This is a genomic window from Subsaximicrobium wynnwilliamsii, assembly GCF_007997225.1.
Lineage (GTDB): Bacteria > Bacteroidota > Bacteroidia > Flavobacteriales > Flavobacteriaceae > Psychroserpens > Psychroserpens wynnwilliamsii.
Genome location: NZ_VORM01000002.1, coordinates 272901 through 286708, shown reverse-complemented (window position 1 = coordinate 286708; position 13808 = coordinate 272901). Strand labels below are relative to the sequence as shown.

Below are 13808 nucleotides of genomic sequence, written 5' to 3'. Positions count from 1 at the left end.
CTTGTTTTTGATACTTCCAATCAATAAAAATTGTGTTCAGCTAAAAAATTTAGAAGATGGTTAGCAAAAAATTACTTATTCAACATGGAGATCTAGATTCATCTCCTGAACAATTCAGTAGTAAAATACTCATTGAAAAATTAATAGTTGTTGAGAAATTGGAAAAGCGTATTCAAAAATGATTAAAACAATCAACTAATAATTACACAATTTCAGCACTCAAACCTGCTTCCAAAAGCTTGGAGCATTTAGGTTCAAGCTCATCGTATGTACCGGTCTTAACGGTACATTTGCCTTTGTAGTGCACTAAGATTGAGCATTGCTCCGCCTGTTCTGGCGTGTGGTTGCACACATACATCAAGGTATCTATGACATGATCAAAGCTATTGACATCGTCATTAAACAACACAATCTCATTGAGATGCTGTTCTAAAGTATCAACTTGTGATTCTTCCTGTATTTTTTCTTTGGTGCTCATAATTTATGCGTACTTCTTTAAATTTGAGTATAATAGAGGCAAATTTCTTGTACCCATAGCAAAATTACAAAATTTAAGCTTACGGTTTTAAAGCTTCTCAATATCTTAACATTTATTAGTTCTTGAATTTTAAAGCCACCCATTTATTACGTTCTAATGTCGCTGAACGCTTTAGGCCTAATCGCTCACATTCGGCTTCAATACTAGCGATATCCTCGTTGTAGAATCCGCTGAGAAACAACGAGCCTTCACTATTTAACGCCTTTGCATAAACAGCAAGATCTTGAAGCAGGATATTTCTATTGATATTGGCAATAATAACATCATAATTTTTACCACAAAGCAGCTGCGCATCACCTTCGAGCACAGTGATGTGTTCGCAATTGTTACGCTCCACATTCTCGAGACTGTTGAGATAACACCAATTGTCATAATCAATGGCATCAATGGGTTTGGCGCCCCTCATTTCGGCAAGTATCGCTAAAACTCCTGTACCACAACCCATGTCTAACACCGATTTATCCTGAAGATCTGCTTTCAAAATATGCTGAATCATCATGTGCGTTGTTTCATGATGTCCTGTGCCAAAACTCATCTTTGGTTCAATGATTATATCGTACTTGGTATTGGGCTTCTCGTGGAAAGGTGCTCTTACAGAACACATATCATCGACAACTATAGCATTGAAGTTCTTCTCCCACTCTACATTCCAGTTGGTTTGTTCAATTGCTTCAGAAGTGTAGGAAATCTCAAATTCATCGGACTTTAAAATCTGGGTATCGTCTAAGATACCGTCGTGCCATTCCTTTTTTTGGATGTAAGCGGAAACACCTGCTTCGGTTTCTACAAAACTTTCAAAACCTGCATCGCCCAATTCAGCGATTAGAATGTCTACTGCTGGTTGTAAGGGTTCGACTTTAAACTGATATTCTATATATCCTTCTGCCATGATTTTTTTTTTCAAATTTACTAATCATTCATATTAGTTAGTACATTTGCGGCCAATAAAAAATTTTATGAAAAATCTGTTTTTTTGTTTAATGGTATTACTCGTTTTTTCTTCTGTAAAAGCACAGGATAATAACGATATAAAACTTTCGGCACTTCCCTATTACAATTATGGAAAAGGCTTAGGAATTACATCAGCCGACAGTATTTTTCAACTTAATATTCGCTTTAGGATGCAAAACAGGGTTACTTACCTCCGCAATGATGATGAGGACCCAGCTTATGAAGCTTTGATAAGACGCTTGCGATTGCGATTTGATGGTTATGTTGGTGACCCAAAAATAATTTACGTGATCCAATTGTCATTTTCACCTGGAGATGTTGGCGCAATTGAAAATGGAGAGAACATAAATATCATTAGAGATGCAGTCGTTTTTTACCGGCCAAACAAACATTGGAACATTGGGTTTGGTCAAACAAAATTACCTGGAAACAGACAGCGTATCAACTCTTCTGGCGCATTACAATTAACCGACAGAAGTATCAATAATGCACGTTTCAATATTGATCGTGATTTTGGTCTACAAATTTACTATCTGAACGAGTTGGAAACTAAATTTTCATACAATGTCAAAACAGCGATCAGCACTGGAGAAGGGCGAAACTGGACCAGAGAACCCGATAATGGTTTGGCATTTACAGGTAAACTGGAACTGTTCCCTCTTGGCTCTTTTCAAAGCAACGGAACATTTTTTGAAGGTGATTTAAAGCGCGAAGACAGGCCTAAAATCATGATTTCTGGAGTGTATCATTACAACGAGAAAGCAAGACGAAACCAAGGAACACTGGGAAACGAACTATTTGAGAGACGGGATTTGAAATCCTTGTTTGTTGATACGGTCGTCAAATATGATGGCTGGGCCTTTCAAGCGGCTTATATGAAACGGATGGCTGATGACCCCATCACAATCAATCCAAACGATAGCAACAATCTCGAATACGCTTATGTTGGCGACGGGTTTGATACGCAGTTAAGCTATCTATTTGAAAACAACTATGAAGTGATTGGTCGATTTTCACATCAAACACCCAATGCTAAAATTGCAAGTTTAACACCTCAAGCCAATCAGTACACATTGGGAGTTACCAAATACATCTGGGAACATGCTCTCAAACTGCAAGCGGAAGTCACAAGAACTGACCTCAACTATTTTGATACTACCCATGCTGAAAACTGGTATTTACGCTTTCAGGTTGAAATAGGAATTTAATCTAAAACGATCTTGTTCTCTTAAAAAGCATTCACAATCGCGTAGAAATCTTCTGCCTTGAGGGATGCGCCCCCAATCAATCCGCCGTCAACGTCGGGTTTGGAGAAAATCTCTCTTGCGTTTGCAGGTTTTACGCTTCCGCCATAAAGAATACTCATGGTATTGGCCACGTTGACACCATATTTACCGTCTAAAGTTTTTCTAATAAACGCGTGCATGTCTTGCGCTTGCTCTGGGCTTGCAGTTTCTCCAGTACCGATGGCCCAAACAGGCTCGTAGGCCAAAACGATGTTCTTAAAAGCGGCTGCATCCAAATGAAATAGCGCATTCTTGATCTGGCTTGCAACGATTTTTTCTTGATCTCCAGCCTTTCTATCTTTCAATTCCTCTCCAAAACAGAAAATGACGCGCAACTCGTTTGCTAAAGCTGCATCTACTTTTTTTGCCAAAGATGCGTCGGTTTCATTATAATAAGCGCGACGTTCACTGTGACCTAAAATCACCGTCTTAACACCAATGCTTTTGAGCATGCTGGCGCTAACCTCGCCTGTATAAGCCCCGTTTTCAGCAAAGTGCATGTTTTGGGCGATGACCTCAATATCATCCTCTCGAGTGGACTGAAAAGCATGCCAAAGATTTGTGAATGCTGGAGAAATCATGACCTCGGCATTTGAGGTTTTGGATTGTTTTTTCAAATCGGAAAGTAAAGTTTCTGTTTCCGCTAGATCGTTGTTCATTTTCCAGTTGCCTGCTACTATGTGTTTTCTCATCGCTGTGCCACGTCTTGAGCGTGGTATGTTTTAGTTAAACTTTAATTTTATTTATAATGACAAGGCCTTCAAAGTCTTGTCGAAATTAGTTGATCTTAAATCTATTGAATTGAGATTCTAAAATTTTGACAGCATTTTAGTCGCTGAATCGCTTGTTCAAAATATTGAAAGAAGCGCTATCGCCAAGTAAATTAAAAACCCATATTTTGAAATAACACAGAGCATAAACCTATAGTTCATGCTGCTGCGTCAACAAATTTGCCGTGTCTTATTCAAAGATAAAAACAAAAAGGCGATTTCTGGAGTTTCTGTCTGCAATGTTTTGAGATTCGGCTAGCCTTTTTTATCCTCATGTCATTTTATGAGCTCTATGAAAGTAAGCTTTTCCACTTCGGAATTGACAAAAATTCTGACCTAAGGATGCTTCGGAAGAATGGGTGCTATGAACATGGACTTTGGTACATGGAAATATTTATACAGAAGCACAGGCTAAGGATTATTTTTATATCGGAGTGTTGCTTGTTGTTGCTGGCTGTGTATTCTAACGAAGCCTAAAAGGCGCAAAGTTGTCTGACTAATTTGCACGCGAAGAAACAATTCAATCACGACTGAGACTGCGACTGAAAACTGGGACTGAGACAAGTCATTCAAGTTTAACCTTCGGGTCCAACCAGCCATAAATGACATCCACAAAAATATTGATGATTATGAAAAGCAATGCAATAACCAAAACTGCACCCATAATCACTGGTAAATCCAGCGTATTTAAGGCATTCACGATTTCTTTACCGAGGCCATTCCAACCGAAAATGTATTCTACAAAAACCGCTCCTGCCAGCATGGAAGCGAACCAGCCGGAAATGGCTGTAACCACAGGATTCAATGCGTTTTTCACGGCGTGTCTTCTAATGATTTGAATTTCACTCAACCCTTTAGCCCTTGCAGTTCTAATGTAATCTTGATTGAAAACTTCCAACAAAGAATTACGCATCAATTGGATCACTACTGCCAAGGGACGAATGCCCAGGACCACTGCTGGTAGAATTAGATTTTTTAATTGGAGCTGCATCTTTTCGCCAAAATCATCGAGTTCGTAGAGACTTCCTGTCATTTCGAGGTTGGTGTATTTGTGCAAGACAAACCCAAAAAACCAGGCAAAGAGAATCGCGCTAAAAAACGAGGGCACACTCATACCCAATGTACTGAACACCTGTATGGTCTTATCCAACCATTGGTCTTTGAACAATGCAGATACTATCCCCAAGATCACGCCCAGAATAATGGCGATGCAAATGGCCGAAACCGCCAAAATCGCCGTATTGGGCAAGGTTTCAGCAATTACCTCAGACACCTTTTTTCCTTGCTTTGTGAAACTTTCGCGTAAGTAAGGAAATTTGATTACAGTGGTATGTTCTCCAATGGTGAACAATGTTATTGCTGAATATTTACCTTCTGCCAAATACGTGTAATCACTTGTTTTGGTGGAATGAAACGAAATAGGAGACAAATCGTTCAAATAATAAAAATACTGTGTGGAAAGTGGTTTGTCAAAGCCATACTTCGCTTTTACGGCAGCAATTTGATCACTGTCCTCATTTTGTCCCAACATCATTTGCGCGGGATCGCCGGGCAAAACGTTGAATAAAAAAAATATCACAGTAACCACACCAAATAAGGTAAGTAAGGCGTAAAAGATTTTATTTAGGAGGTAGTTTAGCAGTTGGTTTGTTGTTTGTTGTTAAGATAAAAAATGGTATCGGTACTATAGATTCATTTTTGTCTGTGATTTTGAGCGGATCCCGTTTATGAGTTTCAAATGCGACAGATTCCTTTTTAAAACGTCTTGATTCAGATTCAATGGTCTTGATCTCCTCTGCACTTATGTATGAAAGGCGTCTTACCGACTTTCAATTTGCCATTGATTTTCACAAAAGCAACCAATGCTTCAGCTAAACATCTCAGATCTCATTTAGGATGAATTGTTTCAGCAAGCCACTTTCGAGGCCGATATAAGTCAAGGAACTCTAAACCGCTTAACAGATTTCAATTTGAGATTCTCAATGACGAGCTTCGTTTTCATTTAATTTGGAACTGTTTATTGGCATCCATTGCAAATTATAATGCGTGGTGCTTAGTATTCCAAATCGTCGATATCATTCCAATGCACCTTTTGAATCACGGTTCCCTTTTTGAGAACAACAAGTCCTGGATTAGAGCGCACAATTGTTTTCAGCACTTTTTCATCACACAGATAAAACTCAAAATCCAAATCATAGGCCTCGCTAATCTCCTGTTTTTTATCATCCCCAGAAGCGGTCATTCCAATCACAGTAAAGCCTTTTTTCTTCAGCTCGTCGGTTTTGACTTTTATATCTTTCCAACCAGCAGTTTCTGCTTTTTCCAAGCTATAGGCCACTACGATTACCAATTTGTCTTTATTTAAAAATGCTTCAGTCAAATCCTCATCTTCAGATTCAATGGAAAAATCTTGAATTTTAGGCACATCGGCCTCTTGGATCACTTTGGTATCAACACTAATTATTTTATCGTAAGATTTTGGCCCGCGCCCACGATCGGTCAAGGTTTTCTCCTCCCCTCCTTCCGTATAATGCCATGTATAATCTGAAATTGCCATTTGTGCATCTTCTGGCAATTCCATGTTTTCCAGAAGATTGTCCCCTACTTTATAAGGTCTAAAATCTAAAGCAGGAAGGTGCATCAATACATAATAACCAAAACCCAAACAGGCTATAAAGCTCAGCAATGCCGCAACGGTCAAGCCAAATCTACTAAATACGGGTTTGATGAAACGCCTGCCAATTACCAAGACAATAATGAGTGTCAACAAGATGAGGTCCTTAGTAAATGATTCCCAGGGAGTGAGTTTTAGAAAATCCCCAAAACAACCGCAGTCTTTGACTTTTTCGAAATAAGCTGCATAAAACGTCAAGAATGTAAAAAAGACGATCATCGCCAAAAGGCTAAACACAGTGAATTTGGGCTTATAACCAATGAGCAAAAACACGCCCAATACGACTTCAAAAACCACTACAAATATGGCCAACCCCAATGCATAAGGCATTAGAAAAGGAAGATTCAACACATCGTAGCTAAAATATTCCTCAAGTTTATATGAAAAGCCAAGCGGATCATTCAGTTTAATAAAACCTGAAAAAATGAAGAGGGCTCCTACTAAGATTCTGCAAATGTTGACAATTATTCTCATTATTCTTTTTTTATGCTGAATGGATTAAAGCAAATTTCAATTTGATATTTGTATTCTGGAATTTATGCGATTTCGCCATCTTGGTTTAGATGAATCAACGCAAACGCTGCATAATTAATCATGTCCTGATAATTGGCTTCAATCCCTTCGCTAACAATTGTCTTGCCTGCATTGTTCTCTATTTGCTTCACGCGCAACAATTTCTGCAAGATCAAATCGGTTAGGCTGCTAACACGCATGTCGCGCCAGGCCTCTCCGTAATCGTGGTTTTTATCAAGCATCAGTTGTTTGGCAATGGCAATTTTTTGATCGTATAATTGCTCGGCTTCCGCTAAGTCAAGGTCAGGTTGCTCTACAACTCCTTTGTCCAATTGAATCAAAGCCATGGTGCTATAATTGATGATGCCAATAAATTCGCTCACTTCATCTTCGTCGACCTTGCGAACCTCATTTTGTTGTAAACCTCTTATGCGTTGCGCCTTGATAAAAATTTGATCGGTTAAACTTGGCAATCGCAAAATACGCCAAGCACTGCCATAATCGGCCATTTTATTTACAAAAAGACTTCTGCATTTCGCAATCACTGCGTCGTACTGCTTCGAGGTATCCTTCATGGAACATTTTTAATTTTGCGTAAATTTCGCCTAAATAGTTCAGAGTTCAAAGTTCAGGGTTTAAAGTTTTACAGAGATACCGCCAAATTTAATAAGAACTTGACAACTATTGAATCACATCCCTTGAGTTCCCAATTTTCAATAATTTTAAACCATTGGATGTTTAAGACCTACAAATCCCTGCAGAGGGTTTTCTCCCCCGAGGCTTGCCTCGAAGTACAAAAAACATCTTTCAACCCATATCCTGTAGGCTTGCCCCGAGGTTATTGATTTCCCACGGTTTTTTGATTGAAAATCCATTAGTTCTTAATTTCATCACTACAAAGTAGGATTAAATGAAGGTTATACTAATTTTTATCCTGAACTGAACTTAATTTTAGTAAATAGCTATAAATTTGAATTTTAAACTTTGAACTCGAAATCCACCTCATGACCATCAATTGCAAAGGCCAACTCATAGACCTAACCACGCCAAAGGTCATGGGCATTTTAAATGTTACACCAGATTCCTTTTATGATGGGGGTCGTTTTAAATCGGAAAAAGCGATCTTAGATCAAGTGACCCTCATGCTGAAGGAAGGCGCCACGTTTATCGACATTGGGGCACAAAGTTCCAAACCTGATGCTGAAACGGTTTCCGAAGCAGAAGAACTGCAACGCCTTTTGCCAGTATTAGAATTACTGCAGCAGCAATTTCCTGAGATTTTGATGTCTGTGGACACCTTCCGAAGTGAGGTTGCAAAACAGGCTGTTCATGCTGGTGCCTGTATGATCAACGATATTTCGGCAGGGCATTTGGATGCACAAATGTTGGAAACCATCGCAAAGCTCAAGGTGCCTTACATCATGATGCACATGCGAGGCACTCCAAAAACCATGAAAAATCTCACTGATTACGAGGATTTGATTAAGGAAATCGTATTTTATTTTTCTGAACGGATTGCAAAAGCAAGACACTTGGGCATTAGCGATCTAATTTTAGATCCTGGTTTTGGTTTCGCCAAGACTTTAGAACAGAATTTTGAGTTGCTCAACAAACTCGAACTGCTCAAAATGGCAGAGTTACCAGTTTTGGTAGGGGTTTCAAGAAAATCGATGATCTATAAAAGTCTAAATACCACTGCGGAAAAAGCACTCAATGGCACCAGCATTCTCAATACCATTGCCCTTCAGAAAGGCGCCAAAATTCTTCGTGTGCATGATGTCAAGGAAGCGATGGAGTGTGTTCATTTAGTAAAGTTATTGAATTGTTAAGTTGTTAAGTTGTTAAGTTGTTAAGTTGTTAAGTTGTTAAGTAAAAAAAAATGAAAAAAATATACATAGTTCTAATTAGCATGGTTTTATTTTCCTGCGGAAATGAAAAAAAAATCCTTCTGCCCGAAATTGAAAATGCCAAAATCACTGAAGTCTTAGACGTCTCTCCTGCCTACCTGTTTTATGATGAAACCAAAGCAGATAGTGTGGAGCTCAACCGTAAAAACCTCATCAGCACCACAAATTGGCTGGTCAATGTGGATAAGCGTCTTAAACTTTCGCAAGCCATCCCGAAGATTCAAATCATGCAGGATAAAAAACGCAATGCGGAACTGCACAAGAATGAAAACGCGAAAAACTACTACACTTGCAACGATACCAGCATCAAAAACCTAGGGTTTTTGGAGTTTACCGAGGTCTATTACAAAATCCAGAAGCTCAAAACCAAGCCCATACCAAAGCTGGAGCTTAGAGTGGAAGATTACCTAAAAAACCCAAGCATCACCAGCAAAATGCCCGTTTTGAAAATTTACATCCAAGAAGACGGTAATACCTATTTAAACGGAGAGCTTTTGGACATTGAAAATGCATTGAGTAAAATTACTACCATTAGGGAAGCAATCAATGCCAAGGGATTTATTTTGATATTGTGGTTTGACAAAAATCTTAGTTTTCAGGACTACATCCATGTGAAATCGCAATTGACAGCCGCAGATTCCAATTATATCACGATAGACCAGAATGAATTTATTTATTAACCCTATTTTGTTAAATTTACAAAAACACCAGCACTTTGGATAAATTCAAATTTTGGGATTTCGGGATCATTGATTTTATCGATGTGTTTCTCGTTGCCATCCTACTCTATTATATTTACAAGCTTATCAAAGGAACAGTTGCGATAAAAATTTTTATTGGTATTATCATTATCTATTTGGTTTGGCGCCTAACCGATTTGCTGAATATGTTCATGCTCAATCGTATTTTTGACGGCTTCATCCGTGTGGGTATTATCGCTTTGATTGTTGTTTTTCAGCCGGAAATAAGGAAATTCTTACTCATGGTTGGCTCCACTAATTTGGGTGGAAGAAGTAAATTGTTTGAGCGCATCACGTTTTTAAAAACAGAACATGAGACCGAAAACGACATTGTGGCCATAGTTTCGGCCTGCGATAAGATGTCCTCATCCCACACGGGCGCGCTCATCGTCTTGGAACGCAACAACAGTCTGGATTTTTTGACCAGCACTGGTGATGAAATGAACATTAAAGTGACCCAGCCCATCATTGAAAGCATCTTCTTTAAAAATAGTCCGCTTCACGATGGCGCCGTAATTATTGAGAACAATGTGGTCAAGGCCACACGGGTCATCCTTCCTGTAAGCAGCGAGCGCAACATCCCCCAACGTTTTGGTTTGCGGCATCGTGCAGCAGTAGGCATCACTGAAAGAACCGATGCGGTCGCCTTAGTTGTAAGTGAAGAAACCGGACAGATTTCCTACATCAAAGCTGGTGAATTTGTGGTTTTTGAAGACATTTCAGAATTGACAACTTTGCTCAACAAAGATTTATCTTAGGAAAATGGATTGTAAAAACTGCTATTTGCCACTCGCTGAAGCAAGCCAATTCTGCCACTCCTGCGGTGGTAAAGTCATAAAAAAACGACTTAGCTTTAAAAACCTTTGCGCGCATGTAGGGGAGACCTTTTTCAATTATGACAATAAGTTTTTGTCAACCTTTATTGATCTGTTCAAAAAACCAGAAGTAGTAATTGATAGCTATGTGCAAGGCACAAGAAATCGTTATGTAAATCCTATAGGCTTCTTTGGAATCATCTTAACCCTTAACGGACTGAACATATTTATAATAAATAAGTTCTATAAGAAATATCTGGATGCCACTGATTTGGTAGGCAATATTGACGCAGCCAACAATGAAGCCACCAAAAAGATCATGGCACTCTCTACCGATATATCCTTAGAATATGCCTCATTGTTTTTCTCCTTATTAATTCCGGTCGCGGCTTTGGTAAGTCTCATCGTGTTTTACAATAAAAGCTATAATTATACCGAACATGTTATTGTTTATTTATATAGCATGTCTGTCTATTCGTTGCTGTCTGTAGTTTTCGGCTTATCCGTTTTAGCAATTGCACCAGACTATTACTTCACATTTGCCAATGTGATGTACGTATTCATAGTTGTTTACCACTGCTATATCTTGACACGATTGTTCAAACTAAGCATCAAGCAGCTTACTATTAAAGTATTGCTATTTTTGATTGCTTTTTTCATTATATACATAGGAACTAGCATTTTGGTAGTATTCATACTTTTTTTTACAGGCACTGTCAATCCTCAAGATTTTTTACCACCTAAATAAAAATTTTACACCGCCTCAGCCTTTAGAAACTGAACTTCATACAAATTACGATAGTAGCCATTCTCCAGTTTCAACAATTCTTGATGCGTCCCTTTTTCAACGATTTTGCCCGCATCCATCACGATGATTTGGTCTGCGTTCTGTACCGTTGCCAAGCGATGCGCGATCACAATTGAGGTGCGATCCTTGGTTATTTTTTCGGTGGCATCCTGTATCAACTGTTCAGAATAAGAATCTACGGAAGACGTCGCCTCATCCAGAACCAAAATACTTGGATTGGTCACATAAGCCCGTAAAAAGGAAATCAATTGGCGCTGGCCAGAAGAGAGCATGACACCGCGCTCCTTAACATTGTACTTATACCCATTTGGCAAACTCATTATGAAACTGTGGATGCCAATGTCCTTGGCGGCCTGTATAACTTCAGCTTCAGTAATGTTGGGATTCTTGAGGGTAATATTGTTCAAAATGGTATCGGCAAATAGGAATACGTCTTGCAAAACCACGGCGATCTGTGCTCTCAAGGACTTTAAGGTAAGACTTTTAATATCTTTACCGTCAATGCAAATGCTGCCTCTCTGAATGTCGTAAAACCGATTCAGTAAATTGATGATGGTCGATTTCCCGGCTCCTGTAGCTCCAACAATGGCAATGGTTTGACCAGCTTTGACTTCCAAAGAAATACCTCTAAGCACGAGCTCATCGGCGACATAAGAAAAATGAACGTCCTTAAATGTGATGTCCCCCTTAAATTCTGAAGCAATTTCAGTCCCAGCGTCATCAATTTGCGATGTGGTATCCAACACCCTAAAAACGCGGTCTGCAGCAACCATTCCCATTTGAAGCGTATTGAATTTATTGGCAATCTGGTTCAACGGTCTAAAAAGCATAGGCACGTACATGATGAAGGCAAAGAGTTCACCTTCAGTAGCAGTATTGCCCATGACTACCATTAAGCCGCCCACCCAAATGATGGCGCCCAAGGTAATGGACGAGAGCAAATCGGCAATGGGAAAAAAGACCGAATTGTACCAAACCGTCTTTAACCAACCTTTTTTATGACGTTCATTAATGGCTTTGAAATTTTTATATTCCGTGTCTTCCCTTGTGAACAGTTGTAGGATTTTCATCCCAGTAATCCGTTCTTGCACGAAAGAATTAAGGTTCGAAACCTCATTACGAACCTCTTCGAAGGCGCGTTTCATATACTTCTGAAAAATCTTTGTGGCAAACAAAACAATGGGCATGGTAATAAAAGCGATGAGGCTTAATTTCCAATTGATAAAACACATCATCCCACCAACGACCAACATTTTAAGCAAATCGCTAAAAATCATGAACAGACCTTCGCCAAAAATATCTGCGATACGCTCCATATCGGTCACTGTTCTAGTAATTAAAACGCCTACGGAAGAATTATCGTAATACTTCATTTTAAACCTCAAGACATGGTCATACAATTTTACTCGAATATCCTTAACAACAGATTGCCCCAACCAATTGGCATAATAAATAAACAACAGCTGGCTCACGACTTCCAACACGAGCAAAACCGCCATGGCAATGATCAATAACATAAAACCGTCATACTCTTTTATGGCAATATGTTCGTCAATGGCTTTTTGCAAAACCAATGGTCGCAAAGCACCAAATACCGCCAACCCTATGACGCAAATCAAGGCCACAAAAAACACCGATTTATAGGGCTGTATGTAAAGCAACAAGCGCTTAAATAAGGAAAGGTCGAACGCTTTTTTCTTTTTAGGGGTATCCATTTATATACTTGGTGTTATTTTTTTTCTTAAAATTAATAAATTCCCAAATACTTGGGAAGTTTGCGGTCTCAATTAAATCCCTACAGAGGGTTTTATTACAAGAGGCTTGGCTCTGAATACAAAGAACAGCTTTCAATTCACACCTTGTGGTCTTGCCCCGAGCTTATAGGTTTGTGAGGCTCAAAGTCTCTATGTTCTACATGCCTTTTTTATATCCTCTATTCGCTATTTTCTTTTTTATATCATTCATCCTCGAAGCTGACCTCTATTTCCTAATCTGCTCAGAGTATTCTATATGAAACAAATATAAGCCATGTGCAGGAACTGAAAAACCCGCTTCACTGCGATCTTTAGACTTTATGATCTCGTGCAATTGTTCAACTTCCAATTTACCAGCGCCAATATTAATGAGGGTGCCCACGATAGCTCTTACCATATTTCGTAAAAACCGATCGGCTTTGATGGTAAAAACCAATTCATCGGCACTTTGCTCCCAACTGGCCTGCATGATATCACAGTTATAAGTTTTTACTTCGGTTTTGGACTTAGAAAAACATTGAAAATCCTTGTATTGCATGAGGATTTCACAGGCTTGAATCATTTTGGAAACTTCCAATTCATGATGCAATGCGTAAGCCAAATGGGTATTGAACACATTCTTTTTTGTCGAAATCTTATAACAGTAGCTTCTGCTTAAGGCATTGAACCGCGCGTGAGCATTAGCTTGCACCTCAAAAATATCATGTACCGCAATGTCGTCTGGCAAAAAGGAATTCAGTTTGAAAATTAAATTCTCGGGGAACTCCAAGGCCGTTTCAAAGTGGGCGAACATTTGCGAGGCGTGTACACCAGCGTCTGTTCTGCCGGCGCCTACAATCGCGATATCTTGCTGGAAAAGAGTAGAAAGCGTCTCTTCCAAAACCTGTTGCACCGTGATGGCATTAGGTTGATTTTGCCAGCCATGATATGCTGTTCCGTTATATGATAATTCAATAAAATATCTCAAAGGAAACCTATACTTTTGTAAAAAGGCAAAGATAATTAGTTTTGATGTGAATTGCCTTGCATTAACGTTTTATTAGTTTTGCTTC

Annotated in this window: 13 protein-coding genes; 5 read left to right on the top strand and 8 right to left on the bottom strand. The window is 39.0% G+C overall.

Translation table 11 applies throughout. From position 1 onward, the window contains the following. Positions 1–202: 202 nt before the first annotated feature. Together ESY88_RS02605 and prmA are read right to left on the bottom strand one after the other, a co-directional pair. Positions 203–478 carry an ATP-dependent Clp protease adaptor ClpS gene (locus ESY88_RS02605; protein ID WP_147085345.1) on the bottom strand — a complete coding sequence of 92 codons (276 nt, stop codon included), beginning with the start codon at positions 476–478 and terminating at the stop codon, positions 203–205. Between the two features lie 115 nt (positions 479–593). Continuing rightward, on the bottom strand, positions 594–1427 hold the full coding sequence (gene prmA, locus ESY88_RS02600) for a 50S ribosomal protein L11 methyltransferase (RefSeq protein WP_147085343.1): 834 nt from the start codon (positions 1425–1427) through the stop codon (positions 594–596). A 67-nt stretch (positions 1428–1494) separates the two neighbouring features. Between prmA and ESY88_RS02595 the strand changes: the two genes are divergently transcribed. Then, positions 1495–2697: a porin gene (locus ESY88_RS02595; protein ID WP_147085342.1), complete on the top strand. Its 1203-nt coding sequence runs from the start codon at positions 1495–1497 to the stop codon at positions 2695–2697. Between the two features lie 20 nt (positions 2698–2717). Here ESY88_RS02595 and tpiA read toward each other — a convergent pair whose 3' ends face one another. The 4 genes from tpiA to ESY88_RS02575 all read right to left on the bottom strand — a co-directional run bounded on the left by tpiA (position 2718) and on the right by ESY88_RS02575 (position 7307). Beyond that, positions 2718–3467 (bottom strand): triose-phosphate isomerase, encoded by a 750-nt coding sequence (tpiA, locus tag ESY88_RS02590; RefSeq protein ID WP_147085340.1) that lies wholly within the window; start codon positions 3465–3467, stop codon positions 2718–2720. Between the two features lie 643 nt (positions 3468–4110). Further along, entirely contained in the window at positions 4111–5187 is a 1077-nt protein-coding gene (locus ESY88_RS02585) for an ABC transporter permease (RefSeq protein WP_147085338.1), read from the bottom strand. 411 nt (positions 5188–5598) lie between these two features. Next, the gene (locus tag ESY88_RS02580; protein ID WP_147085337.1) at positions 5599–6693 is read right to left on the bottom strand and encodes a BT_3928 family protein; all 1095 of its coding nucleotides are present in this window, start codon (positions 6691–6693) and stop codon (positions 5599–5601) included. A 62-nt stretch (positions 6694–6755) separates the two neighbouring features. Further along, complete coding sequence (locus ESY88_RS02575) at positions 6756–7307, bottom strand: DUF1599 domain-containing protein (RefSeq protein WP_147085336.1); 552 nt, start codon at positions 7305–7307, stop codon at positions 6756–6758. 429 nt (positions 7308–7736) lie between these two features. Between ESY88_RS02575 and folP the strand changes: the two genes are divergently transcribed. The 4 genes from folP to ESY88_RS02555 are packed head-to-tail and all read left to right on the top strand — an operon-like array spanning position 7737 to position 10942. Then, positions 7737–8561 carry a dihydropteroate synthase gene (folP, locus tag ESY88_RS02570; protein WP_147085335.1) on the top strand — a complete coding sequence of 275 codons (825 nt, stop codon included), beginning with the start codon at positions 7737–7739 and terminating at the stop codon, positions 8559–8561. 50 nt (positions 8562–8611) lie between these two features. After that, positions 8612–9319: an ExbD/TolR family protein gene (locus ESY88_RS02565; protein WP_147085334.1), complete on the top strand. Its 708-nt coding sequence runs from the start codon at positions 8612–8614 to the stop codon at positions 9317–9319. A gap of 35 nt (positions 9320–9354) precedes the next feature. Beyond that, positions 9355–10137 carry a diadenylate cyclase CdaA gene (cdaA, locus tag ESY88_RS02560; protein WP_147085333.1) on the top strand — a complete coding sequence of 261 codons (783 nt, stop codon included), beginning with the start codon at positions 9355–9357 and terminating at the stop codon, positions 10135–10137. Positions 10138–10162: 25 nt separating this feature from the next. Then, a complete protein-coding gene (locus ESY88_RS02555) occupies positions 10163–10942 on the top strand; it encodes a DUF3667 domain-containing protein (RefSeq protein WP_189702494.1) in 780 nt (259 codons plus the stop codon). Between the two features lie 5 nt (positions 10943–10947). On the opposite strand, the gene ESY88_RS02550 is transcribed toward ESY88_RS02555, so the two are convergent. Further along, the gene (locus ESY88_RS02550) at positions 10948–12717 is read right to left on the bottom strand and encodes an ABC transporter ATP-binding protein (protein ID WP_147085331.1); all 1770 of its coding nucleotides are present in this window, start codon (positions 12715–12717) and stop codon (positions 10948–10950) included. A gap of 265 nt (positions 12718–12982) precedes the next feature. Continuing rightward, a complete protein-coding gene (gene truA, locus ESY88_RS02545; RefSeq protein WP_147085330.1) occupies positions 12983–13723 on the bottom strand; it encodes a tRNA pseudouridine(38-40) synthase TruA in 741 nt (246 codons plus the stop codon). Between the last annotated feature and the right edge of the window lie 85 nt (positions 13724–13808).